Below are 23,777 nucleotides of genomic sequence, written 5' to 3'. Positions count from 1 at the left end.
TACGCTCGCTGGATATTGGCCAAGCGCTCCAAGGCTCGGGTCAGGCAACGTCGTCCCGGCGGAGATCCGGCATAGGCAGAACAGGAAACCGGCTCATGGTAGTGCACGCCCTTCTGATGATCAGATCTCTTGTCTCACGCCCTCGAGCGCCCCGGCGGGCCACACCGCCCCTGCCTCTCCACCGGGCGTACGGCCCATGGCTGATGCACGCACCCGGGTCGAGTGCATGATGTACGACTCGATACTTCAAGACACCGCCTGGACGCCGCGCAACTCCACCTCCTTCCCTGTCGAGCAGCCGCTGCGGCAAGGTCACACCGCGAGAACGGGATACCTTCCCGAGCGAACAGCGACCAACGCCTCGGGAAGGGACCTCGCAGCCGCACTGGATGCCGAGAAAGCATGGGCGCGGGTGGCCCTCGACACCATTAGCGATGCCGTCCTGACCATCGACCTCCAGGGGACGGTCACCTACATGAACCGAGCGGCGGAGACCCTGACAGGCTGGTCACAACCGGAGGCCATCGGAGCGCCACTCTCCCGAGTATTCCCTCTCGTCGATGGCAAGACACACCAGACGGCCATCTACCCCGGGCGGCGCGCCATCGAGGAGAACCGAACGGCAGGCCTCGCCCTGGATTGCGTGCTGGTCCGACAGGATGGCAGCAAGCTTGCGATCGAGGACTCCGCGGCGCCCATCCACGACCGGGAGGGACGCGTCACCGGCGCGGTGATCGTGTTCCACGATGCCTCCCAGTCACAGGTCATGCTGGAGCGGATAGCCCACCAGGCGCAGCATGATGCACTCACCGGCCTGCCCAATCGCGTCCTGCTGACGGAGCGGCTCTCCCGCGCCCTTGGCCTGGCCCGACGACACCGACACCTGGTCGCCCTGCTCTATCTCGACCTTGACGCCTTCAAGCCCATCAATGATTCGTTCGGCCATGCCGTAGGGGACAGCCTGCTCCAGGCGGTGGCGAGTCGTGCTCAGGAGTGCATGCGCGACATCGACACCGTCTGCCGCCAGGGTGGCGACGAATTCGTGATCCTGCTCGCCGAGATCAGGCGCCCCCAGGATGCCAAGCGAGTCGCGGAAAAACTGCTCGCCGTCCTCGGCAGGCCATACTGTATCCAGGGCCATGAACTCCTTATCACGCTCAGCATCGGCATCAGCCTCTATCCGGATGATGCCGACGATGAAGATACCCTCATGCACAACGCCGACACGGCCATGTACCACGCCAAGCGAAATGGTCGAAATGGACATCACTGCTTCACGGCCGAGATGAATACCCGACCCCTTCAACGACGGCGGACCGAACCAGGCCTGCATCCCCCCCTCCAGCCCTCGCAATACGTTCTCGACTTCTAGTGAAGGGCCGGGCGCTCCGCCAGGCATCGGAAGGGAGGCGCACTGTACGCCAGCGCACAGATGGCGAGGCACCGTTCGCATATCATCCAATTGGGTGAGGCAAGGGAACTGCTTGTACAGGGAGTTGCACCACGCGTCGCACGGACGGCGACGCCATCATGACACGAGCCATCCCGCAGCATCCTGGCACAGGATCATGCGCCAAAGAGGATTATTTAATGAACAACATCGTCTACATCGTCGGCGCCGTCGTGATCGTTCTGGTGGTCCTGTCCGTTCTCGGCCTTCGTTGAGAGAAGCGAAGAGCAAGTGGATTGGCAAGGCATCAGACGCCGAGAGACTGCCGGCCGCGGACGTACCCTCTCACTGGAAACGTGTCGGTGACCATCATCAGAGAGCGAGGTGATTGCCGGTAGTATGAGCCATGCCGGACAGCGCACTCACTTGGACCCCAGATACGCAAGGCGCCCTCGCTTCCTGGAAGCGAGGGCGCCTTGTCGTGACAATCTGGTGGGTCGTGTAGGATTCGAACCTACGACCAATTGGTTAAAAGCCAACTGCTCTACCAACTGAGCTAACGACCCGGTGCTTGCGAACAAGCATACAGGCTCGGATGGTGGGTCGTGTAGGATTCGAACCTACGACCAATTGGTTAAAAGCCAACTGCTCTACCAACTGAGCTAACGACCCTTCCGAACGGGGGCAGATACTACTGATCTGCCCCCGTGTTGGCAAGCGCTTTTTGCCTTTCGTCGCACGGCGGAGCCGCGCTCAGCGCCCGCGCTGCCCTTGGGGCTTGCGCATCGCCTGCACCGGCCGGCGCTTGTGCTTGTCGCGGCTCCAGCGGTTCTTCTCGTCCGGGGTCAGCTCCGGCACCTTGCGTGCCGCCAGCCCGGCCGTCGCCGAGAGGTCGTCGATCTCGTCCTGGGAGAGCTCCACCCACTCGCCGGCCTTGGTCCGCTTGTCGAGGAAGATGTTGCCGTAGCGCACCCGCTTGAGGCGGCTGACGGTCAGTCCCTGGGATTCCCAGAGCCGGCGCACCTCGCGGTTGCGGCCCTCCATGATCACCACGTGGAACCAGGTATTGATGCCCTCGCCGCCGAACTCCTGGACGTCGGTGAAGCGCGCCGGCCCGTCGTCGAGCATCACGCCCTCGACCATGGCCACCACCTGCTCCTTCTGCACCTCGCCCATCACCCGAACGGCATACTCGCGCTCCACCTCGGTGGAGGGATGCATAAGCTTGTTGGCCAGCTCCCCATCGGTGGTGAACAGCAGCAGGCCGCTGGTGTTGATATCCAGGCGGCCGATGGCGATCCAGCGCTCGCCCTTGAGGCGCGGCAGGCGATCGAAGACCGTGCGCCGCCCTTCCGGGTCCTTGCGAGTGCACAGCTCACCCTCGGGCTTGTTGTACATGATCACCCGGCGCGGCACCTCCTCGGCGCCGCGCAGGGTCACCGGGCGGTCATCGAAGGCCACCCGGTCGCGCATCTCGATGCGGTCGCCCAGGGTGGCGACCTTGCCGTTGACCTTGACCCGGCCGTCGGCGATGGCCGTTTCCATCTCGCGGCGCGAGCCCAGCCCGGCGCGTGCCAGGACCTTCTGCAATTTCTCGGTGGTAGTGCTCATCGGTCGTCATTCTCACTGGGTGTGGATTCCGTCCCCGAGGCAGCGTCATCGGCGACGCGGCCCCGGGCACGTTCGGACAGGCGAGCCTCCAGATCGGCGAAGCTCAGCCCTGCCCGCTCGGACGCCGTCCCGGCGTGTTCGTCTTCGTCGGCCCTCCCGGCCGTCGTCTCGGTCGCCTCCCGCGCTGTCTCGGCGCCTTCCGGTGCCACCTCGCCGTCCGCCTCGGGCGAATCCGCGGCTTCCTCGTCCGCCTGAGCCAGCAGCTCGTGCTGGGGGGGCGGTGGCTCCTCCTCCAGGGTCGGCTCATCGAAGTGCTTGAGCTCGTGCATCGGCGGCAGCGCGTCGAGGGTCTTGAGGCCGAAGTCGTCGAGGAAGCTTCGCGTGGTGGCGTAGACCGCCGGACGCCCCGGCACATCGCGGTGGCCCACCACGCGGATCCAGCCGCGGTCGAGCAGGGTGCGCATGATCGAGCCGCTCACCGAGACGCCCCGCACCTCCTCGATATCGCCGCGGGTCACCGGCTGGCGATAGGCGATCAGCGCCAGGGTCTCGAGCAGCGCCCGGGAGTAGCGCTGGGGCCGCTCGTCCCACAGACGCGACACCCAGGGCGAGAGGCGCGGCCGGATGCGCAGCTGGTAGCCCGAGGCGGTCTCGATCAGCTCCATGGCCCCCCGCTCATGGCGCTCCCCCAGGCGCTCCAGGGCCTCGCGCAGGGCGCGCCGCGGCGGGCGCTCGCGGTCGTCGAACAGCGCCTCCAGGCGCTCCAGCCCCAGCGGCTCCCCGGCGGCCAGCAGCGCCGCCTCGAGGATCTCATCCAGGGCATCGGGAAATTCCATGGCGGTCATGCCGAGCCGCTCCCGTCTTTGTCACTGTGCCGGCGGTCATCGAAGGGGCTCTCGCCATCCTCGCCCTCTTCCACCGCCTCCGGCTCGAAGGCATCCTGCTCGTCCAGCCGAGCCCGAACGTGGATCGGCGAGAGCGGCGCGTTCTGCACGATCTCGATCATCGCCTCCTTGGCCAGCTCGAGGATCGCCATGAAGGTGACGATCACCCCGGCCCGCCCCTCCTCGAGGGTGAACAGCGCCTCGAAGGCGGTATAGTGCTCGTGGTCCAGGCGCTCCATGATCGCCAGCATGCGCTCCCGGGTCGAGAGTCCCTCGCGGCTGATCTGGTGGGCCTGGTTGAGCTCGGCGCGGCGCAGGATGCCGGCCAGCGCCCCGAGCAGCTCGTCGAGCTCCACGTCGGGGTGGATCACCCGCGCCTCCAGGGCCGGCAGCGCCGCACGGGCCGGGAACCAGTCGCGCCCCAGCCGCGGCAGCTCGGCCAGCGACTCGGCGGCGAGCTTGAGCCGCTCGTACTCCTGCAGCCGGCGGATCAGCTCGGCCCGCGGGTCTTCCTCCTCGTCGTCCCCGCCCTCCTTGGGCGGGCGCGGCAGCAGGGTACGCGACTTGATCTCGGCCAGCATGGCCGCCATCAGCAGGTACTCGCCGGCAAGCTCGATCTCCATGGCCTTCATCAGCTCCACGTACTCGATGTACTGGCGGGTGATGGCGGCCACGTCGATGGCCAGAATATCCAGGTTCTGACGGCGGATCAGGTAGAGCAGCAGGTCCAGCGGCCCCTCGAAGGCCTCGAGGAAGACGCGCAGCGCCTCCGGCGGGATATAGAGATCCTCCGGCAGCTTGGTGATCGGCTGGTCGAACAGCCGCCCCAGCACCTCGGCGTGACCGGCCGCGGCATCGGTCTGTTCGGGGCTGGCGGTATCGGGGGTGGCGCTCACGCGGCGTGCCTCTCCGGGGACGCAGGATCAACGGGGCAGTCTAGCAAGAGCACGCCCCAGGAGACAGCTCTGACGCCTTACTCCGCAGCCTCCGCGCGGCGATAGCGCCCGGTGTAGTCGAAGAGCTTCTCGCGCACCTGCCAGTGGCGGCCCACCTTGCGGCCCACCACGAAGTCCGGGTGGCGCAGGCGCCGCTGTTCGGCGATCACCTCCTCGGGGCTGGTCGGCCGGAAGGCCACGCCCGGGGCACGAAGGTGGTCGCGCAGGAAGGCCGCGGCGAAGGCGACGCGCTGGGCCGTAGTCTCCATAGCAAACCACTCGGCGAGCGTGGCGCCATCCTCGTCATGATAGGTCACCTTGAGGCGGGCCATGCCGCGGCCGTTGACGGTGGCCTCGAGCTGCATGCCGGCCACGCGCAGCACCCGGGCATCGCGCAGGCGCAGCGCCTCCTTCAGCTTGTCGTCAGCGTCCACCAGCAAGCGAGCACAGCCGAGACATCGCCGCGCGGCGATGTCGTTCTCGGCGCCGCAATCGCCACACACCTTGAAGCGGAAGCGGAACGAACATTGCTCCATCGCAGATGATGCCGGTTTTGACTCTGTGTCTGTGTCTTTCGCGCGGGGTCGGGCGCGATAAACAGCCGCGCGGGGTCGGGCGCGATGAGAAAGAACCAGCCCCTGGCAGCGCCGGCCGAAATGCTCGATCACCAGCTCGCCGTCGCGCTTGCCCCAGAAGAGGTTGGCGTGGCCGCAGGCCGGGCACTCGACCTGCACCGGCTCGCTGTCGCCGGCCGGTTTCGGCGAGCCCACCTCCGGGGCATAGAGGTCCCAGGGGTTGCCGGCATAGTCGAGGACCAGGCAGTCGCGCTTGCCCGGCGAGAGGCGCAGGCCACGGCCGACGATCTGCTGGTAGAGGCTCACCGACTCGGTGGGCCGCAGGATGGCGATCAGGTCCACGTGGGGCGCATCGAAGCCGGTGGTCAGCACCGCCACGTTGACCAGGTACTTGAGCTCGCGCGCCTTGAAGGCACAGATGAGCCGCTCGCGCTCGGCGGAGGGCGTCTCGCCGGTGACCAGCGCCGCCTCGCCCGCCGGCAGGTAGCCGAGGATCTCCTCGGCATGGGCCACGCTTGCGGCAAACAGCATCACCCCCTGGCGATCGGCGGCCCTCGCCACCACTTCGGCGATGATGCCCGGCGTGGCGCGGTGCCCCGCCACCACCCGGTTGAGCTCCTCCTCGCGGAAGAGCCCGCTCGAGGCCGGGACAAGCGCCGAGAAGTCGTAACGCTCGACGGCGGCATCGATGCGCCGTGGCTCGGCCAGGTAGCCCTGCCTGACCATCAGCCGCAGCGGCTGCTCGAAGACGCAGTCGCGAAAGAAGGCGTCCGCCTCGCCGCGCACCATGCCATGGTGATGGCGGTGGTAGATGAAACCCTGTCCCAGCCGGTAGGGGGTGGCGGTCAGCCCCAGTACCTTGAGCCGCGGATTGGCCGTGCGCAGGCGGTCGATCACTCGGCGGTAGCTGGCGTCCTCGGCCGGCGAGACCCGGTGGCACTCGTCGATCACCAGCAACGTAAAGTTGCCATCGTCGAAGCGTTCGAGGCTGCGCATCACCGACTGCACCGAGCCGAACACCACCTGGCGCCCGGCCTCCTTGCGCCCCAGGCCGGCGCTGAAGATATCGGCCTCGAGGCCATAGGCCTGGTACTTGGCGTGGTTCTGCTCCACCAGCTCGCGCACATGGGCCAGCACCAGCACCCGCCCCCGGGCCAGGCGCGCCAGCTCGGCGATCACCAGCGACTTGCCGCTACCCGTGGGCAGCACCACCACCGCCGGCTCATCCGAGCCGCGAAAGTGCGCCACGACACGACGCACCGCCTCCTGCTGGTAGGGGCGCAGGGCCGGCGCCGAAGACGCCGAAGGCGGCCCGGAGGCCGCCTTCGCTGCGGGCTGTCGCATCGCCATGGTCGGCTCAGCCCAGCCAGACCCGCGCGTTGCGGAACAGGCGCATCCAGGCCCCATCCCTCGTCCACTCGGCGGGCCGCCAGGAGTTGGTCACCGCGCGTACCACCCGCTCGGGGTGCGGCATCATGATGGTGACCCGGCCGTCGGGCGTGGTCAGGCCGGTGATGCCGGAAGGCGAGCCGTTGGGGTTAGCCGGGTAGCGGGTGGTCACCTGGCCGTGGTTGTCCAGGAAGCGCAGGGCGACCTGGCCGCTGCCCTGGATGCTGCGCAGGTGAGCGCTGTCGCGGAACTCGGCGCGGCCCTCGCCGTGGGCCACGGCGATGGGCAGGCGCGAGCCTTCCATGCCGGCCAGCAGGATCGACGAGCTCTCCTCCACCTGCACCATGGAGACCCGGGCCTCGAACTGCTCGGACTCGTTGCGCACGAAGCGCGGCCAGGCCTCGGCCCCGGGGATCAGCTCACGTAGCTGGGCGAGCATCTGGCAGCCATTGCACACCCCCAGCGAGAAGCTGTCGTCGCGCGCGAAGAAGCCCGCGAACTGCTCCCGGGCGCGGGGGTTGAACAGCACCGACTTGGCCCAGCCGCCGCCGGCGCCCAGCACGTCGCCGTAGGAGAAGCCGCCGCAGGCCACCAGGCCCTTGAAGGCCTCCAGCGACACCCGCCCTTCCAGGATATCGCTCATGTGCACGTCCACGGCCTCGAAGCCGGCGCGGTCGAAGGCCCAGGCCATCTCCAGCTGGCCATTGACGCCCTGCTCGCGCAGTACGGCCACCGCCGGGCGTGCCGTATTCAGGTAGGGTGCGGCGATGTCTTCGTCGACCTCGAAGCTTGGCTGGGCCGAGAGCCCCGGGTCGCGGCCGTCGAGCAGGCCATCGAACTCGCTCTTGGCGCAGTCGGCGTTGTCGCGCAGCGCCTGCAGGCGGTAGCTGGTCTCGGCCCAGGTCCGCTCGGCGAGCAGCCGGGTGGTCTCCAGCAGCGGCTCCTCGAAGAGGGTCACCCGCACCTGGTCGTCGTAGCGCGGCCGGGCGATGACGCCGCAGGTCTCGATGCCGGCGGCGGCGAACTGGGCCAGCACCGCCTCGGTGTGCCGGCGGTTGACCTGGATCACCGCCCCGAGCTCCTCGGCGAAGAGCGCGTTGAAGGCGTCGACGGGCTCGTCGATCAGCCAGTCGAGCTTGATCTCGAGGCCCGCGTGGGCGGCGAAGGCCATCTCCAGCAGGGTCACCAGCAGGCCACCGTCGCTGCGGTCGTGGTAGGCCAGCAGCGTGCCTTCGGCGTTGAGGCCCTGGATCACCGCGAAGAACGCCTTGAGGTCCTCGGGGTCGTCCAGGTCCGGACACGCGTTGCCCACCTGGCCGTAGACCTGGGCCAGGGCGGAGCCGCCCAGGCGATTCCGGCCGCCACCCAGGTCGATCAGCAGCAGGTCGGACTCGTCCTGCTCCAGGTTGATCTGCGGGGTCAGGGTCCGCATGGCATCGGTGACCGGGGCGAAGCCGGTCACGGACAGCGACAGCGGCGAGGTGACGCTCTTCTCCTCGTCGTCGTCCTGCCAGGCGGTGCGCATGGACATCGAGTCCTTGCCCACCGGGATGGCGATGCCCAGTGCCGGACAGAGCTCCATACCCACCGCATGGACGGCGTCAAAGAGGGCCTGGTTCTCGCCCGGGTGGTCGGCGGCGCTCATCCAGTTGGCGGAGAGCTTGATGTCGCCGAGCGTGTCGATGGGCGCGGCGGCCAGGTTGGTGATGGCCTCGGCCACCGCCAGCCTCGCGCTGGCCGCCGGGTCGATCAGCGCCACCGGCGGGCGCTCGCCCATGGCCATGGCCTCGCCGGCATGAGTGTCGAAGCTCGCCGTGGTCACGGCGACGTCGGCCACCGGCACCTGCCAGGGGCCGACCATCTGGTCGCGGGCCACCTGGCCGGTGATGGAGCGGTCGCCGATGGTGATCAAGAAGCTCTTGGAGGCCACGGCGGGCAGGCGCAGCACGCGGTCCATGGCCTCGCGCAGGTCGAGGTTGTCGAGCATCACCCCGGAGAGCGTATTGGCCCGGCGCGTGAACTCGCGCTGCATCTTCGGCGGCTTGCCGAACAGCACGCTCATCGGCAGGTCGACCGGCTGGCTCTCGAAGTGGCCGTCGGTCACCGCCAGGTGGTGGGCCTCGGTCGCCTCGCCCACCACGGCATAGGGGCAGCGCTCGCGCTCGCACAGCGCCTCGAAGGTCGCGAGGTCCTCGGGCGCCACCGCCAGCACGTAGCGCTCCTGGGCCTCGTTGCACCAGATCTCCAGCGGGCTCATGCCCGGCTCGGCGTTGGGCACGGCACGCAGGTCGAAGAGCCCGCCGCGTTCGCCATCCTTGACCAGTTCCGGCAGGGCATTGGAGAGCCCGCCGGCGCCCACGTCGTGGATGAAGCGGATGGGGTTCTCGCACCCCAGCGCCCAGCAGCGGTCGATGACCTCCTGGGCGCGGCGCTCCATCTCGGGGTTGCCGCGCTGCACCGAGGCGAAGTCCAGGTCGGCGCTGGAGGCCCCGGAGGCCATGGAGGAGGCCGCGCCGCCGCCCAGGCCGATCAGCATCGCCGGGCCGCCCATCACGATCAGCTTGCCGCCCACCGGGATCTCGCCCTTCTGGACGTGGCCGTCGCGGATATTGCCGTAGCCGCCGGCGAGCATGATCGGCTTGTGGTAGCCACGGCGCTCGATGCCGTCGTGCCCCAGGGCGTCCTGCTCGTAGGTGCGAAAGACGCCGGCGAGGTTCGGGCGGCCGAACTCGTTGTTGAAGGCGGCGCCGCCGATGGGGCCCTCGAGCATGATCTCCAGCGCCGACTGGATGCGCTCGGGTTTACCGTAGTCGAAGGCCTCCCAGGGCTGCACGAACTCGGGGATGCGCAGGTTGGAGACGGTGAAGCCGGTCAGCCCCGCCTTGGGCTTGCCGCCGATGCCGGTGGCGCCCTCGTCGCGGATCTCGCCGCCGGCGCCGGTGGCTGCCCCCGGGTGCGGCGCGATGGCCGTCGGGTGGTTGTGGGTCTCCACCTTCATCAGGATCTGGATCGACTCCCGGGCACTGCCATAGACGGCGCGCTCGCCCTCCTTGCCAGTGAGCGGGGCGGGAAAGAACCGCGGTGCCTCACAGCCCCTGATCACTGCGGCGTTGTCGCTGTAGGCGGAGAGGATGTCACCGGGCGAGCGCTCGTGGGTGTTCTTGATCATCCCGAACAGCGAGTGGCTCTGCGCCTCGCCGTCCACCACCCAGTCGGCATTGAAGATCTTGTGGCGGCAGTGTTCGGAGTTGGCCTGGGCGAACATCATCAGCTCGACGTCCGTGGGGTTGCGGCCCAGGTCGCGGAAGGCCTCGACCAGGTAGTCGATCTCGTCCTCGGCCAGCGCCAGCCCCAGTTCGGCGTTGGCGGTGACCAGCGCCTCGCGCCCCCCCTCGAGCACCTCGACGCTGCCCAGCGGCGCCGGCGCGTGGTGGGCGAAGAGCCTGGCGGCGTCGGAGGCGTCGGCCAGCACGCTCTCGGTCATGCGGTCGTGCAGGGCGGCATGGATCTGCTCGAAGGCGGCCTCGGAGAGGGCACCGGCGACCTTCACCCGGTAGGCTACGCCGCGCTCGATGCGCCGCACCCGGGAAAGCCCGCAGTTGCGGGCGATGTCGGTGGCCTTGGAGGACCAGGGCGACTGGGTGCCGATGCGCGGCACCACCAGGAACAGTTGCCCCTCGGCGCGGCCTTCTTCCTCGTGCGCCGGGCCGTAGTCGAGCAGCTGCTCCAGCAGGCGTCGCTCGTCGTCTCCCAGGTCGCCCTCATGGTCGACGAAGTGGACATGGTCGGCGTGCAGGGACTCGACCTCGGGAACGGATGCGCGCAGGGCGTCCAGCAGCTTGGCATGACGGAAAGCAGATAGGGCGGGCGCGCCTCGCAGTTCGAGCATATCCTGGAGCCTCTGAAACAGGGGGAGAATTCGGGGCCGCGGCCGGCGGCAACGAGCGAACATGATACTGGAAAGCGCCGGGCGCGAGAAATCGGCGAAGGTGACAGCCGCCCGCGGGCTGGTTAAGGTTGAGGGTCTCATCGCCGCACGTCGCCCACATGCCCGCTTTCCCGACCGACCCTGCCCGGCGCCAGTGGCGCGGGACCGCCCTCCTGTGCAGCGCCCTCCTGCTGGCGCTGCTGCCCGGGCGTTCCGGTACGCCCGAGGGCCCGCACCTGGGGGAGGTGCTGGCCCGCGACTTCCTCAGCGTGCACACCCGCAACACCCCCACTACCTACTACGAAGGCCGCCAGGGCCCCACCGGCTTCGAATACGAGCTGATGCGGCGCTTCGCCGACCACCTGGGGGTCAGCCTGACCCTGGAGGCCGACCACCATATCCAGGGGGTGCTGGACGCGGTGCGCGAGGAGGGCGACCTGGGCGCCGCCGCCCTGCCCCTGGACCCGACGCTGGACGGCCTGCTCTTCAGCCGGCCGATCATGCTGCTGCAGCCGCTGCTGGTCTATCGCCGCGGCCTGCACCCGCCGGAAACGATCGCCGAGCTGGAGGGGCTGGAGATCGGTACCCTGCGCGGCTCCGGTAGCGACCGGGTGCTGCGCGAGCTGCAGGCCGAGCACCCGGGGCTGAGCTGGAAGGAGGCCGGCGAACTGGAAGTGGCCGAGCTGCTGGGCCAGGTGGCCCGGGGCACCCTGGATGCCGCGGTGGTCTTCGAGCACCAGTTCCGCCTCAATCGGCTGTTCTTCCCCGAGGTCGAGGATGGCTTCACCCTCGGCAAGCCGCTCTCCCTGGCCTGGGCCTTCCCCGTCGGACGTGGACTGGGGCTGGTCAACGCCGCCAACCGCTTCCTCGACGACCTGCGCCGCGACGGCGAGCTCGACGCCCTGGTGGCCAGCTACTTCGGCCACGACGACTACCTCGAGTACGTGGGCGCCCGCACCTTCATCGCCCATGCCCGCGAGCGCCTGCCCCGCTACACCGAGCTGTTCCGCGAGGCCGCCCGCAATACCCGCTTCGACTGGAAGCTGCTGGCCGCGCTGGGCTACCAGGAATCCCACTGGAAGCCCAGGGCCACCTCGCCCACCGGGGTGCGTGGGCTGATGATGCTGACCAACGCCACCGCCGGCGATCTCGGCGTCGACAATCGCCTCGACCCGGCCCAGAGCATCCACGGCGGCGCCCGCTACCTGCGCCAGCTGATCGAGCGGCTACCCGAATCGATCACCGGCGACGACCGCCTGTTCATGGCCATGGCCGCCTACAACGTCGGCCTCGGTCATCTCTACGATGCCCGCAAGATCACCGAGCAGCGTGGCGGCGACCCGGACCTGTGGCGCGACGTGCGCGAGTCGCTGCCGCTGCTCCAGGAGCGCGAGTGGCACAGCCAGACCCGCCACGGCTACGCCCGGGGCGGCGAGCCGGTGATCTATGTGCGCAACATCCGGCGCTACTACGAGATCCTGGCCTACCTGGACCGCAGCCAGGAGCAGTTTCACGAACTCAACGCGCGCCTGCCCGACGAGGACGAGAGCGCCCTGTTCGAGCAGGTGCCGCCCGTTCTCTAGCCACGCAACACCCGCCTCAGCCCTGCTCGGGGCCGTCGCGGCGCGCGGCGAAGAAGTCCCGCAGCAGGCGGGTGGCGCGGGCAGCCAGCACCCCGCCCTCCACCGTGACCCGGTGGTTGTACCAGGGCTGGGCAAAGAGGTTGGCCTTCGACTCCGCCATGCCGCTGCGCGGCTCGGCGGCGCCGTAGACCACCCTCGCCAGGCGGGCATGGATGATCGCCCCGGTGCACATCAGGCAGGGTTCCAGGGTCACGTAGAGGGTGCAGCCGTCCAGCCGGTAGTTGCCGAGCCGCGCTCCGGCATCGCGCAAGGCACGGATCTCGGCATGGGCACTGGGGTCGTGCTCCCCCACCGGGGCGTTGAAGCCGGCACCGACGACCTCGCCCGCGGCATCCACCACCACCGCGCCCACCGGGACCTCACCGGCACGAAGCCCCCGCCGGGCCTCATCCAGCGCCCGGTGCATGTAGAACTCGTCGCTGCGCACTGTCGTGAACTCCCGTAGACTGGATAGCATTCAGACGATCGTATGATACCGATGGCCGGCACGCCATCGCCCCGGAGGAGACCGATGAAGCCCGATGCCCTGAACGCTCTGGTGGACCTGCTCGGCCTGGAGGCCCTGGAGGAGAACCTGTTCCGCGGCCGCAGCCAGGACCTGGGCCTGCCCCAGCTGTTCGGCGGGCAAGTGCTGGGCCAGGCGCTCTCGGCGGCCAGCCAGACCGTCGACCCGACACGCCGGGCCCACTCCCTGCATGGCTACTTCCTGCGCCCGGGGGACCCGCATCGCCCGGTGGTCTACCAGGTCGATGCGGTGCGCGATGGCGGCAGCTTCACCACCCGCCGGGTCACGGCCATCCAGAAGGGACGGCCGATCTTCTTCTGCAGCGCCTCCTTCCACGGCGAGGAGCAGAGCATCGCCCACCAGCCGGCCATGCCCGAGGTCGCCCCGCCGGAGACGCTGGCGGACAGCGATGCCCGCCTCGAGCGATTCCCCGGCCACCCCATCGAGTTCCTGCACCTGGGCGACGAGGCCGAGGCGGGCCGACCGGCACGCAAGCGCCTCTGGTTCCGGCTGGTCGGCGAGCTGCCCGATGACCAGGCCCTTCACCGCTACCTGCTCGCCTACAGCTCCGACTTCAACCTGCTGACCACCGCCCTGGTGCCCCACGGCATCGACTTCCGCGACCCCCAGCTGCAGATCGCCAGCCTCGACCATGCCCTCTGGTTCCATCATGACGTCAGGGTCGACGACTGGCTGCTCTACGACATGGACAGCCCCTGGGCCGGCGGCGCACGGGGCTTCGCCCGCGGCAGCATCTACGACCGCCAGGGCCGGCTGGTCGCCTCCAGCGCCCAGGAGGGGCTGACCCGGCTGCGCCGCTGACGCCTGGCATCGGGCCGCAAGCGGCGCTACCATGCCCCTGCCGCCGCAATAGCTCAGCTGGTAGAGCAACGCATTCGTAATGCGTAGGTCGGAGGTTCGACTCCTCTTTGCGGCACCAAAAACATCAATAGAAACGGCTACTTGGCGAATAATCGCAGTGGCCGTTTCTCGTTTCAGGCTTTCAGGTCGCAAGCAGCGAGTCCCTAACAGCAAGCCGCTCGGGCACCCGCCGGGCGGCTTGCTGCCTTGCTCCCCTCTCCCTGCCGCCGGACAAGGCCGCACCTTTCTTAAATTGCATGCAACTCTAGCCTAAAGTCTAGTGATACGGCGCCCCGAATCTCTCCTATCTTGTAGATTGCATGCAACTTAGGACATCCGCCGTGAGCACGACCCGACACCTCGATGCCGCCCCCGTCGCCAGAACGGCCACTGCCCAGGTTCACGAGGCGATCAAGCAGCGCATCCTCGACGGCAGCTACCGGCCCCACGACTACATCCGCGAGGCGAGCGTCGCCCGCGAGCTCGAGGTGAGCCGCACGCCGGTGCGCGAGGCGCTGCGTGAACTGGTCTCCGAGGGCTGGCTCGAGGCGATCCCCCACCATGGCGCCCGGGTGGTCGCCTGGACCGAGAAGGACGCCCGCGAGGTCTTCGAGCTGCGCCTGGTGCTCGAGCCCATGGCGGTGCGACTGGCCAGCGAACGCCTGGACCGGGCACGACTGGCACGCCTGGAGGCACTGGCCGAGCGCATGGAGGCACTGACCGAGCGCGTCGAGACCGACCCCGGCGTGCGCAACGAGATCGCCTTCCTCAACCATGAGTTCCACCGCGAGCTGGTGCTGGCCAGCGACAACCAACGCCTGGCCAGCGTGCTGGAGAGCGTGGTGCGCACCTCGGTGATTCGCCGCAACTTTGGTAACTACGACCTCACCAACCTGCGCCGCAGCATGCGCCACCACCGCGAGATCCTCGAGGCCATCGTCGCCGGCAGCCCCGAGTGGGCCGAGCACGTGATGCGCGCCCACCTGCTGGCCGCCCAGGCCCTGCATGTCCGGTCAACCGACGTCCCCGACGGCGCCCCGCCGGGGACCTCCCCCCACTGACCCTGAAGAGGCACCACAACAACAATGACGCCGCACGATACCCGATCCCCGACGCCCCTCAGCGATATCAAGGTCCTCGAGCTGGGCCAGCTGATCGCCGGGCCCTACTGTGGCCAGGTCCTGGCCGACTTCGGCGCCCAGGTGATCAAGGTCGAGCCGCCCGGCAAGGGCGACGCCATGCGCCAGTGGGGCGAGGCCGACCGCGACACCGGCGAACCGCTGTGGTGGAACGTCATCGGCCGCAACAAGCAGTCGCTGACCCTGGACCTGCGACAGCCCCGCGGGCAGGCGCTGCTGCGTGAGCTGGCCAGCCAGGCCGATGTGATCATCGAGAACTTCCGCCCCGGCACCATGGAGCGCTGGGGGCTCGGCTATGAGGAGCTCTCGCGCCACAACCCGGGGCTGGTAATGGTGCGCGTCACCGGCTTCGGCCAGGATGGCCCCTACGCCTCGCGGGCCGGCTTCGCCTCGGTGTGCGAGGCCATGGGCGGGCTGCGCCACCTGAGCGGCTATCCGGACCGCCCGCCGGTGCGCGTGGGCATCTCGCTGGGCGACACCCTGGCCGGCCTGCACGCCGCCCTGGGCACCATGATGGCCCTGCACCAGCGCGACCGCAGCGGCCGCGGCCAGGTGGTCGACAGCAGCATCTTCGAGTCGGTGCTGGCGATGATGGAGAGCCTGGTCCCGGAGTACGCCCGCGCCGGCAAGGTGCGCGAGCGTAGCGGCAGCTTCCTGCCCAAGATCGCCCCCTCGAATGCCTATCCGGCCCGCGATGGCCGCGACGTGATCATCGGCGCCAACCAGGACACGGTGTTCCGTCGGCTCTGCGAGGCGATGGGCCAGCCCCGCCTCGCCGACCACCCCGACTACGCCACCCACCGCGCCCGAGGCGAGCATCAGGCGGCCATCGATGACCTCGTCGCCGCCTGGACGCGCGAGCACGACGCCCAGCAGGTGGTCGACCTCTTGGCCGAGGCCGGCGTCCCGGCGGGGCTCGTCTACCGTGCGCCGGACATGCTCGATGACCCGCACTTCCAGGCCCGGGGGTCGATCGTCGAGGTGCCCGACCGCCACGGTCGCCCGCTGCCCATGCAGAACGTCTTCCCACGGCTCTCCGACACGCCGGGACGCGTCCGCGAGGTGGGGCCGGCACTGGGTGAGCACACCGAGCAGGTGCTGACCGGCTGGCTGGGTCTGGCCCCCGAGGCCCTCGACGCCCTGCGCGCCGATGGCGTGATCTGAGGACGCCACCCCATGGATCCCATCATCGTCCTGGCCGTGCTGGTCGTGCTGATCACCATCGGCTTCCCGATCTTCCTGGCCCTCGGCCTCTCCGGCCTGGTCGGCCTCTACATGGCCCGTGGCTCGCTGGCCTTCTTCTTCGCGCCCTCGTCGCTGTTCGGTCAGCTCAACGCCTTCGAGCTGATCGCCCTGCCGCTGTTCATCCTGATGGGCAACTTCCTGGGCGCCACGCCGGTGGGCTCGAGCCTGTTCACCGCCGCGGTGCGCTGGCTCAACTGGCTGCGCGGCAGCCTGGCGATCTCCTCGGTGGGCGCCTCGGCGATGTTCGGCGCCGTCTCGGGGGTGAGCCTGGCCGGTGTCGCCGCGGTAGGCTCCATTGCCGTGCCGCAGATGCTGGCGCGCGGCTACAGCCGCTCGCTGGCCGCCGGTGCCGTGGTCAGCGCCGGGGCGCTGGCCATGCTGATCCCGCCCAGCGTGCCCTTCATCATCTACGGCGCCGTCTCCAGCGTCTCGGTGGCCGAGCTCTTCATCGGCGGCATCGTGCCCGGCATCGTGCTGGCGCTGGCCCTGTCGCTGTTCATCTATATCCGCGTGCGCCTCAACCCGGCCGAGGCGCCGGCAAGCGCCGAGCGCTTCACCTGGCGCCAGCGCTGGGCGAGCCTGGCCAACATCTGGCACGCCGGCCTGCTGGTGGTGGCCGTGCTGGGCTCGATCTACTCGGGCCTGGCCACCCCCAGCGAGGCGGCCGGAATCGGCGCCGCCGGCGCCTTCCTGATCGCTACCCTGGTGTTTCGCAGCCTCAGCTGGCGCAAGTTCCTGGAGATACTCGCCACCACCGCCAGGATCAGCGGCGCCATCCTGCTGATCATCGGCTGCGCCAAGATCTTCGGCGACTACCTCAACATGGTGCGGGTCCCGCAGCTGCTCACCGAAGCCCTCACCGCCACCGGCCTGCCCGCCTGGGCGATCCTGGTGGCGGTGATGCTGCTGCTGATCCTGCTCGGCATGATCGTCGACGCCGTGTCGCTGATCGTGGTGACCACCCCGGTGCTGCTGCCGTTGATCACCGCGCTGGGCTATGACCCGCTGTGGTTCGGCATCGTCATGGTGCTCAACCTCGAGATCGCCGTGGTCACCCCGCCGGTGGGGCTCAACCTCTACGCGCTGCGCGGGGTCTGCCCCGAGCTCTCGGTGGAGGAGATCATCAAAAGCGCCCTGCCCTTCGTCGCCGTGCAGTTCCTCGTGCTGATGCTGTTCGTGTTCTTCCCCGGCCTCAGCCTGTGGTTGCCGGGGCTGATGTAGCCCCGGTGTTTCAACGTCAGTGACGCGAACCGTCACAACCGACCGTCGCAAGGTCCATCACAACGGTCCATCACAACAACAAGCAGGAGATTTACCATGACTCTGTCCCGTCGCCAAGTCCTGAAGTACGGCACCTTCGCCACCGCCGGCGCCACCCTGTTCGGCACCCAGAGCCTGCTGGCGCCCCGCAGCCACGCCGCCACCACCCTGACCGGTGTCACCTACCTGCCCGACTCCTACAAGGCGCTGACCTACGGCTCCAATCGCTTCGTGGAGATGCTCAAGGAGAACGGCGGCGACGCCCTCTCGGTGGAGTTCTACGACTCCGGCCAGCTGCTCAAGGTGGATGAACAGCTGCCGGCGCTGCGCGCGCGCAGCATCGACTTCATGTTCCACACCTTCTCCTACATCACCCGCTCGATCCCGATACTTGGCGTCACCGGCCTGCCCGGGGTGGTGGGCGAGCTCTACCGCCACCCGGAGCGCCTGCGCCAGGGCAGCCCGCTGATGACGCTGATCAACGAGGTGCTGGCCGAGGAGAACCTCTACATGCTCACCTCTGGCGGCGGCATCCTCGAGCCGGAGTACCTGTGGAGCACCGAGGCGAGCCCGATCCGCCGCCTCGACGAGGTGCGCGGCAAGAAGGTGCGCATCGTCGGCTTCGAGGCCACCCAGGCCTTCGAGCCCTACAACGTGGGGGCGACACGCATTCCCTCCTCGGAGACCTACATGGCCCTGCAGCGGGGTACCGTGGACGCCGGCGTCTTCAACATCTCGACGGTCATCGGCCGCAGCCTCCAGGAGCAGCTCAAGGTCTGCTACAAGCTGCCGATCACCGGCTTCTCGGTGGCGCCCTTCATGCTGCGCGACACCTGGGACAACCTCGACGACGACGTCCGTGCCGTGCTGCAGCAGGCCGCCGACTGGTACGACGCGAACTTCATCGAGCACTGCAACAACGACATCTACCCCAACGAGTACTGGCCCCAGGTCGAGCAGGCCGGCGTGGAGATCGTCGAGCCCACCGAGGAGGACCTCGAGACCTTCAATGCCGGCGTCCAGGACGTCTGGGACCACTGGACGGGCGAGGTCGGCGAGGAGGTCGGCAATCGTGCCATCGCGCTGGCCCTGGGCGAGGCCTGAGGGAGAGTGTCATGACGATGACTGCCATGCGCAGCTGGGACGGCCTGCTGGCCGTCCTGCGCTGGACGTCGATGGCGGTGCTGGTGTTCATGATGGCGTCGATCTGCTACGACGCCATCATGCGCTACGTCTTCACGGCCCCGACCAGCTGGAGTCTGGAGCTCAACTCCTTCCTGCTGGTCTACCTGGCCGTGATCGGCGCCGCCGAGGCCCAGCGCCACGACGCCCATATCCGCATCACCTACTTCAAGGACAAGCTGCCGCCTCGCCTGCGCGGCACCATCGACCTGGCTACCGGGCTGCTGGGGGTCGCCTTCTGCGCCATCCTGGTGTGGCGCGGCGGCATCATGGCCCTGCAGGCGCTGGAGTACGGCGAACGGGTCTCCAGCTCGCTGGGCACCCCCATGGTCTATCCCTATGCCCTGCTGCCGATCGGCTTCGCCGCCCTGGGCCTGCAGTTCCTGATCGATGCCCTGGCGGCCGTGCCACGACTGGCCGGTGCCGCTGACGAGGAGAAAACCCGATGAACCTGCTGTCGCCACCCGAACGGGTGGACATCGTCGAGGTCGCCCCGCGCGACGGTTTCCAGTCGATCCGCGAGCCGCTGCCCACGGACGAGAAGATCCGCTGCATCCAGCTGCTGATCGAGGCCGGCGTCACCCGCATGGAGATCGGCTCCTTCGTCAGCCCCCGGGCCATCCCGCAGATGGCCGATACCGGAGCGCTGGTCGCCGCCTTCGCCGACCGGGCCGCCATGCGCTTCTCGGCCCTGGTGCCCAACCTCAGGGGCGCGGAGCTGGCCCTGGCCCAGGGCGTCCGCGAGCTGGTCTTCGTGGTCTCGGTCTCCGAGTCCCACAACCAGGCCAACGTGCGGCGCAGCGTGGCCCAGTCCCTCGAGGAGCTCGCCCGCATCGTCGCGCTGCTCGGGCGCGACGGCAACGCCTGCCTGCGCCTCGACCTGGGCACCAGCTTCGACTGCCCCTACGAGGGCACCATCGCCTGGCATCAGGTCGATGACGTCCTCTCCCGGGCCCGCGCCCTGTGCGGGGACCTCCACCTCGAAGTGGCGCTGTGCGACACCACCGGACGCGCCACGCCCTACCAGGTGGCCAACCACTTCAGCCGACTGGTCGAGCGCCATCGCGGGCCGCACCTGGCCTGGGCCTTCCACGGCCATGACACCTACGGCATGGGCGTGGCCAACGCGCTGTTCGCCATCCACCACGGCGCCACCACGGTGGACACCGCCTGCGCCGGGCTGGGCGGCTGCCCCTTCGCCCCCGGTGCCACCGGCAACACGGCCACGGAGGACCTCGTCTACGCCCTCAACGGGGGCCAGGTCTACAGCGGGATCAACCTGTCGCGGCTGCTGGAGGCGGCCGATGCCATCGCCGCCCTCCCCGGGGGGCAGACCGCCAGCCACCTGCGCCAGGTGCCCCGCGGCCAGGTGGCCTGAGCCGTCGTGCCGGTCGTCCTGCTCGCCACCACCCTGGTGCTGGCCTTCTCCGCGCTGGTGGCGCTGTTTCCCGCCGCCATCGCGCCGGAGGTGGCCAGGGCCCTGGGGGTCTCCTCGGCCACGGTGGGCCTGCAGGTCAGCCTGATCTTCGCCGGCGCCATGCTGACCTCCCTGGTGGGCGGCCCGCTGACCCGGCGCCTCGGCCCCTGCCGCACCAGCCAGCTCTCGCTGGCCCTGCTGGGCGGCGGTGCCGGGCTGCTGGCCATCCCCTCCCTGCCGAGCTTCGCCGTCGCCTCGCTGGTGGCCGGCCTCGGCTATGGCCTGACCAACCCCTCGGCCTCGCTGCTGCTGGTGCGCTTCACCCCGCCCGGGCGGCGCGGGCTGATCTTCTCCCTCAAGCAGTCCGGCGTGCCCCTGGGCGGGGTCATCGCTGGCGCCAGCGCCCCCGCCCTGGCGCTGGCGATCGGCTGGCAGGCGGGGCTGCTGCTGCTCACCGGCCTCGCGCTTACCGGCATCGCCGCCCTGCAGCTCGCCCGCCCGCGCTGGGACGACCAGCGCGACCCTCGCACCCCCTGGCTGACCACGCCCTTCGCCGGGCTCGCTGTCGTCTGGCACCAGCGTTCGCTGCGCCACGTGGCGCTGCTCAGCCTCTGCTTCTCGGCGATCCAGCTGTCGGTCTCGGCCTTTACCGTGGCGCTGCTGGTGGAGGACCTGGCCTTCGGCCTGGTCGAGGCGGGGCTGGTGATGTCCAGCGTGCAGGTCGTCGGGATCGCCGGGCGCATCGGCTGGGGCTGGATCGGCGACCTGCTGGGCGACCGCCTGACCACCCTCGCCGTGATCGCCTGCACCACCGCGGTCGGCGCCCTGCTGGTGGCCACCATGACGCCGGCCTGGCCCCGGCCGCTGGTCACCGGCCTGCTGTGCCTGCTGAGCCTCTCCTCGCTGGGCTGGAACGGCGTCTTCATGGCCGAGATCACCCAGCTGGCGCCGGCCGATCGCATCGCCGATGCCGCCGGCGGCTGCCTGGTCTTCACCTATGGCGGCGTGCTACTCGGCCTGCCCCTGTTCACGGCGCTGCATGGCCTGTTCGGCCGCTACACGCCGGTCTTCGCCGTGCTCGCCGGCGTGGCCCTGGTCGGCCTGTGGCTGATCCGCCAGGCCCGCCTCGCCGCCCGCCGCGAGGCGGCCGGGCAGCTACCGCTCGGGGGCGGCGCCGGCTAGCGCCTCAGGACTTGCCGGCGGTGAAGCCGCCGTCGACCAGCAGGTGGGCCCCGGTGACGAAGCTGGCCTCGTCGCTGGCCAGGAACAGGAAGGCGTTGGCGATCTCCTCCGGGCGGCCCAGGCGGCCGATGGGATGCAGGCCGACCAGCCCCTGCAGCATCTCGTCGTCCAGGGCCTCGAGCAGCGGGGTGTCGATGTAGCCCGGGCCGATGGCGTTGACCCGCACGCCCTTCGGCGCCGCCTCGATGGCCAGCGTCCGGGTCAGGTTGACCACCCCGCCCTTGGCGGCGGTGTAGGCGGCGGTCTGGGACTGGCCGAAGACCCCGAGGATGGAGGCGCAGTTGACGATGCTGCCGCCGCCCTGGTGATACATCACCCGCAGCGCGGCCCGGGCCACTCGGAAGACCCCGTTGAGGTTGATGTCGATGACCTTCAGGTACTCCTCGTCGGTCACCTCGTCGGAGGGGCAGATGCCGCCGATGCCGGCATTGTTGAACACCGCCTCCACGCTGCCGAGCTCAGCGACGCTGTCCGCGAACAGGCGGTCGACCTGGGCGGTATCGGTGACGTCACACGCCTTGAACAGGCAGCGGCCGTCGTAGCGGTCATCGAGCCGGGCGGCCTGGTCCTGGCCGTCGCTGCCCTCGAGGTCGGCGATGACCACGCTGGCGCCCTCCTGCAGGCAGCGCTCCACGCTGGCCAGGCCGATGCCGCTGGCGCCGCCGGTGACGATGACGTTCTTGCCCTTCATGCGCATGGGTCTTCTCCCTGTCGATGACCGTCCGGCGCGACGAACGTCCCGCCGATGCGCCCCCAGTGTAGCCAATCGCCACGCCACGGAAACCACGTAGCGTAGAGGTTTCCGGCACTTTCTCAGCGCGTCTTGACCCGCATCAACTCGTCCCAGCGGGTGGTGTAGCGCGAGGTGCGCCGCTCGCAGCGCAGCGCCCAGGCGGTGCCCTGGCGCGGCAGGCCGAAGCGCACGGTGTCGCGGCCCATCTCGCGGTTGAGGCGGTCCACCGTCGCCATCAGCCGCTGGCTGCGCCCACGCGCCGCCTCGCTGCGTGGCGCCAGCAGCGAGAGCTGGTGGCGGTCGGCCTCCACCAGGTCGAGCAGCATCACCCCGCACTTCTGGTAGCGCACGCCCTCGAGGAAGATCGCCGCGAGGCCCCGGGCGGCGGCCTCGAGCAGCTCGCGACTGTCGTCGCTGGGGGCCGGCAAGGCCACCACCACGCTGTTGCGGTACTGGCGCTCGCCGGCCAGGTGCGGGTTGCTGCGCACAAAGACCATCAGCGCCCGGGCCTGGCTGCCCTGGCCGCGCAGCTTCTCGGCGGCCCTGGCGGCGTGCTGGCGCACCGCCTCCTGCAGGTCCGGTAAGGCGCCGGTCAGCCGCCCGAAGGAGCGCGAGACCATGATGCGCTGGCGCGGCGCATTGACGTCATCGAGCACGAAGGCCGGGCGGCCGCGCAACTCCCAGACGATGCGCTCCAGCACCACCGAGAAATGGCGCCGGACCTGCTTGGGGGCGGCCTTGCGCAGCTGCCAGGCGGTGTGGATCCCCATCAGCGCCAGCCGTTCGGCGGTGCGTCGCGCCACGCCCCACAGCTCGGTCACCGGCAGGGCCTCGAGCAGCGCCCAGGTGGCGGGCCCGTCGGCCTCGAGCAGGCAGACGCCCTCGTAGGCGGGCATCTTCTTCGCTGCCCGGTTGGCCACCTTGGCCAGCACCCGAGTCGGCGCCAGCCCCACGCAGACCGGGATGCCGGTGTCGCGGCGTACCGTCTCGCGCAGCCGCTGGGCATGCGCCTCCAGGCCGTCCGGGGCGAAGCCGGAAAAGCCCACGAAGCTCTCGTCGATGGAGTAGGCCTCCACATCCGGCGAGAACTCGTCAAGGATCAGGTTGACCCGCCGGCTCATGTCGCCATAGAGCGCATAGTTGCTGGAGAGCAGCACCGCCTGGCGACGGATGGCCGGCGGCAGCAGGTGCAGCGGCGCGCCCATCGCCACGCCCAGCGCCTTGAGCTCGTTGGAGCGCGCCACCACGCAGCCATCGTTGTTGGAGAGCACGCCGACCGGGCGCCCCTCCAGGCGCGGGTCGAAGACCCGCTCGCAGCTGACGTAGAAGTTGTTGCAGTCGACCAGGGCGATCACGGCTCGCCTCCCGGCAGGGCGTGAAGCACATGGGTGACCACGCCCCATACCTCGCATTCGCGGCCCGCCAGGGGGATCGGCGCGAAACGCGGGTTGCTGGCCACCAGGAAGGTCTGCTCGCCACGGCGCTCCAGGCGCTTCACGGTGGGCTCGCCATCCACGGCGATCACCACCACCCGCCCGGGCAGCGGCTCCAGGCTGCGGTCCACCACCAGCAGGTCGCCGTCGTGGATGCCGTCGCCGAGCATGGAGTCGCCCTCGGCCCGCACGAAGTAGGTAGCGGCCGGGCGCCTCACCACGTGGGCATGCAGGTCGATCTCCACGTCCAGATGGTCGTCGGCAGGGCTCGGGAAGCCCGCCCGCACCCGGCACCCCATCAGCGGCTGGGCCGTGTCGCCGGGCAGCAGCACGGCGCGACCGATCACCCGGGCAGTGGTGGACAGCGACGACATCATGGGCCTCCCTCTCGAATACTGTATATGC

20 protein-coding genes and 3 tRNA genes are annotated in these 23,777 nt (G+C 69.5%); 12 read left to right on the top strand and 11 right to left on the bottom strand.

Annotated features, from left to right (window positions below; genetic code table 11):
• The first annotated feature begins 196 nt into the window (after positions 1-196).
• Together M8009_RS05370 and M8009_RS19065 are read left to right on the top strand one after the other, a co-directional pair.
• Complete coding sequence (locus tag M8009_RS05370; RefSeq protein WP_250059728.1) at positions 197-1,372, top strand: diguanylate cyclase domain-containing protein; 1,176 nt, start codon at positions 197-199, stop codon at positions 1,370-1,372.
• Positions 1,373-1,530: 158 nt separating this feature from the next.
• Positions 1,531-1,665, top strand: a complete 135-nt coding sequence (locus tag M8009_RS19065; protein WP_284047727.1) for a hypothetical protein — start codon at positions 1,531-1,533, stop codon at positions 1,663-1,665.
• A 215-nt stretch (positions 1,666-1,880) separates the two neighbouring features.
• Here the strand turns inward: M8009_RS19065 and M8009_RS05365 are convergent.
• The 7 genes from M8009_RS05365 to purL all read right to left on the bottom strand — a co-directional run bounded on the left by M8009_RS05365 (position 1,881) and on the right by purL (position 10,673).
• Positions 1,881-1,956: transfer RNA gene (locus M8009_RS05365), tRNA-Lys, on the bottom strand.
• 30 nt (positions 1,957-1,986) lie between these two features.
• A tRNA-Lys gene (locus M8009_RS05360) sits at positions 1,987-2,062 on the bottom strand.
• A gap of 81 nt (positions 2,063-2,143) precedes the next feature.
• Positions 2,144-3,001: a 23S rRNA pseudouridine(2605) synthase RluB gene (gene rluB / locus M8009_RS05355; RefSeq protein ID WP_250059727.1), complete on the bottom strand. Its 858-nt coding sequence runs from the start codon at positions 2,999-3,001 to the stop codon at positions 2,144-2,146.
• Complete coding sequence (scpB, locus tag M8009_RS05350; RefSeq protein WP_250059726.1) at positions 2,998-3,846, bottom strand: SMC-Scp complex subunit ScpB; 849 nt, start codon at positions 3,844-3,846, stop codon at positions 2,998-3,000. Before scpB ends, rluB begins: the two co-directional genes overlap by 4 nt.
• Positions 3,843-4,781, bottom strand: coding sequence for a segregation and condensation protein A (locus M8009_RS05345; protein ID WP_430886890.1), 939 nt, complete (start codon positions 4,779-4,781; stop codon positions 3,843-3,845). The genes scpB and M8009_RS05345 overlap by 4 nt, the downstream gene beginning before the upstream one ends.
• A 77-nt stretch (positions 4,782-4,858) precedes the next feature.
• Positions 4,859-6,739: a DEAD/DEAH box helicase gene (locus M8009_RS05340; RefSeq protein ID WP_250060053.1), complete on the bottom strand. Its 1,881-nt coding sequence runs from the start codon at positions 6,737-6,739 to the stop codon at positions 4,859-4,861.
• 13 nt (positions 6,740-6,752) lie between these two features.
• Complete coding sequence (gene purL, locus M8009_RS05335) at positions 6,753-10,673, bottom strand: phosphoribosylformylglycinamidine synthase (RefSeq protein ID WP_250059725.1); 3,921 nt, start codon at positions 10,671-10,673, stop codon at positions 6,753-6,755.
• A 158-nt stretch (positions 10,674-10,831) separates the two neighbouring features.
• Here purL and mltF point away from each other — a divergent pair, with 158 nt between their 5' ends.
• The gene (mltF, locus tag M8009_RS05330) at positions 10,832-12,295 is read left to right on the top strand and encodes a membrane-bound lytic murein transglycosylase MltF (RefSeq protein WP_250059724.1); all 1,464 of its coding nucleotides are present in this window, start codon (positions 10,832-10,834) and stop codon (positions 12,293-12,295) included.
• Positions 12,296-12,311: 16 nt separating this feature from the next.
• On the opposite strand, the gene tadA is transcribed toward mltF, so the two are convergent.
• A complete protein-coding gene (tadA, locus tag M8009_RS05325) occupies positions 12,312-12,782 on the bottom strand; it encodes a tRNA adenosine(34) deaminase TadA (RefSeq protein WP_250060052.1) in 471 nt (156 codons plus the stop codon).
• Positions 12,783-12,866: 84 nt separating this feature from the next.
• On the opposite strand from tadA, the gene M8009_RS05320 reads away from it, so the two are divergent.
• From M8009_RS05320 to M8009_RS05280, 9 genes are all read left to right on the top strand, one after another.
• Positions 12,867-13,682 carry an acyl-CoA thioesterase gene (locus M8009_RS05320; RefSeq protein WP_250059723.1) on the top strand — a complete coding sequence of 272 codons (816 nt, stop codon included), beginning with the start codon at positions 12,867-12,869 and terminating at the stop codon, positions 13,680-13,682.
• Positions 13,683-13,724: 42 nt separating this feature from the next.
• Positions 13,725-13,800, top strand: a tRNA-Thr gene (locus M8009_RS05315).
• Between the two features lie 262 nt (positions 13,801-14,062).
• Positions 14,063-14,782, top strand: coding sequence for a GntR family transcriptional regulator (locus M8009_RS05310; RefSeq protein WP_250059722.1), 720 nt, complete (start codon positions 14,063-14,065; stop codon positions 14,780-14,782).
• Between the two features lie 24 nt (positions 14,783-14,806).
• On the top strand, positions 14,807-16,024 hold the full coding sequence (locus M8009_RS05305) for a CaiB/BaiF CoA transferase family protein (protein ID WP_250059721.1): 1,218 nt from the start codon (positions 14,807-14,809) through the stop codon (positions 16,022-16,024).
• A gap of 12 nt (positions 16,025-16,036) precedes the next feature.
• Positions 16,037-17,326 (top strand): TRAP transporter large permease, encoded by a 1,290-nt coding sequence (locus M8009_RS05300; protein ID WP_250059720.1) that lies wholly within the window; start codon positions 16,037-16,039, stop codon positions 17,324-17,326.
• A gap of 96 nt (positions 17,327-17,422) precedes the next feature.
• The gene (locus M8009_RS05295) at positions 17,423-18,469 is read left to right on the top strand and encodes a TRAP transporter substrate-binding protein (protein ID WP_250059719.1); all 1,047 of its coding nucleotides are present in this window, start codon (positions 17,423-17,425) and stop codon (positions 18,467-18,469) included.
• 11 nt (positions 18,470-18,480) lie between these two features.
• A complete protein-coding gene (locus tag M8009_RS05290) occupies positions 18,481-18,996 on the top strand; it encodes a TRAP transporter small permease (RefSeq protein WP_250059718.1) in 516 nt (171 codons plus the stop codon).
• Complete coding sequence (locus tag M8009_RS05285) at positions 18,993-19,925, top strand: hydroxymethylglutaryl-CoA lyase (RefSeq protein WP_250059717.1); 933 nt, start codon at positions 18,993-18,995, stop codon at positions 19,923-19,925. Before M8009_RS05290 ends, M8009_RS05285 begins: the two co-directional genes overlap by 4 nt.
• A 6-nt stretch (positions 19,926-19,931) precedes the next feature.
• The gene (locus M8009_RS05280; protein ID WP_250059716.1) at positions 19,932-21,146 is read left to right on the top strand and encodes an MFS transporter; all 1,215 of its coding nucleotides are present in this window, start codon (positions 19,932-19,934) and stop codon (positions 21,144-21,146) included.
• A 4-nt stretch (positions 21,147-21,150) separates the two neighbouring features.
• Here the strand turns inward: M8009_RS05280 and M8009_RS05275 are convergent, their stop codons facing one another.
• From M8009_RS05275 to M8009_RS05265, 3 genes are all read right to left on the bottom strand, one after another.
• On the bottom strand, positions 21,151-21,903 hold the full coding sequence (locus tag M8009_RS05275) for an SDR family NAD(P)-dependent oxidoreductase (RefSeq protein ID WP_250059715.1): 753 nt from the start codon (positions 21,901-21,903) through the stop codon (positions 21,151-21,153).
• A gap of 116 nt (positions 21,904-22,019) precedes the next feature.
• Positions 22,020-23,294: a Y-family DNA polymerase gene (locus M8009_RS05270; protein ID WP_250059714.1), complete on the bottom strand. Its 1,275-nt coding sequence runs from the start codon at positions 23,292-23,294 to the stop codon at positions 22,020-22,022.
• Entirely contained in the window at positions 23,291-23,749 is a 459-nt protein-coding gene (locus M8009_RS05265; RefSeq protein ID WP_284047723.1) for a LexA family protein, read from the bottom strand. The genes M8009_RS05270 and M8009_RS05265 overlap by 4 nt, the downstream gene beginning before the upstream one ends.
• Positions 23,750-23,777: the final 28 nt, after the last annotated feature.

Origin of the sequence: Halomonas gemina (assembly GCF_023554995.1) — a bacterium.
GTDB lineage: Bacteria > Pseudomonadota > Gammaproteobacteria > Pseudomonadales > Halomonadaceae > Halomonas > Halomonas gemina.
This window is presented reverse-complemented; position numbering and strand designations above follow the sequence as displayed.

Bases quoted from the DNA above. Each gene is read 5' to 3' on its own strand.
- M8009_RS05320 (WP_250059723.1), top strand. From the start codon at position 12,867: ATGAAGCCCGATGCCCTGAACGCTCTGGTGGACCTGCTCGGCCTGGAG.
- scpB (WP_250059726.1), bottom strand. From the start codon at position 3,846: ATGACCGCCATGGAATTTCCCGATGCCCTGGATGAGATCCTCGAGGCG.
- M8009_RS05340 (WP_250060053.1), bottom strand. From the start codon at position 6,739: ATGCGACAGCCCGCAGCGAAGGCGGCCTCCGGGCCGCCTTCGGCGTCT.
- M8009_RS05370 (WP_250059728.1), top strand. From the start codon at position 197: ATGGCTGATGCACGCACCCGGGTCGAGTGCATGATGTACGACTCGATA.
- M8009_RS05275 (WP_250059715.1), bottom strand. From the start codon at position 21,903: ATGCGCATGAAGGGCAAGAACGTCATCGTCACCGGCGGCGCCAGCGGC.
- M8009_RS05265 (WP_284047723.1), bottom strand. From the start codon at position 23,749: ATGATGTCGTCGCTGTCCACCACTGCCCGGGTGATCGGTCGCGCCGTG.
- rluB (WP_250059727.1), bottom strand. From the start codon at position 3,001: ATGAGCACTACCACCGAGAAATTGCAGAAGGTCCTGGCACGCGCCGGG.
- M8009_RS05300 (WP_250059720.1), top strand. From the start codon at position 16,037: ATGGATCCCATCATCGTCCTGGCCGTGCTGGTCGTGCTGATCACCATC.
- purL (WP_250059725.1), bottom strand. From the start codon at position 10,673: ATGCTCGAACTGCGAGGCGCGCCCGCCCTATCTGCTTTCCGTCATGCC.
- M8009_RS05290 (WP_250059718.1), top strand. From the start codon at position 18,481: ATGACGATGACTGCCATGCGCAGCTGGGACGGCCTGCTGGCCGTCCTG.
- mltF (WP_250059724.1), top strand. From the start codon at position 10,832: ATGCCCGCTTTCCCGACCGACCCTGCCCGGCGCCAGTGGCGCGGGACC.
- M8009_RS19065 (WP_284047727.1), top strand. From the start codon at position 1,531: ATGACACGAGCCATCCCGCAGCATCCTGGCACAGGATCATGCGCCAAA.
- M8009_RS05305 (WP_250059721.1), top strand. From the start codon at position 14,807: ATGACGCCGCACGATACCCGATCCCCGACGCCCCTCAGCGATATCAAG.
- M8009_RS05295 (WP_250059719.1), top strand. From the start codon at position 17,423: ATGACTCTGTCCCGTCGCCAAGTCCTGAAGTACGGCACCTTCGCCACC.
- M8009_RS05285 (WP_250059717.1), top strand. From the start codon at position 18,993: ATGAACCTGCTGTCGCCACCCGAACGGGTGGACATCGTCGAGGTCGCC.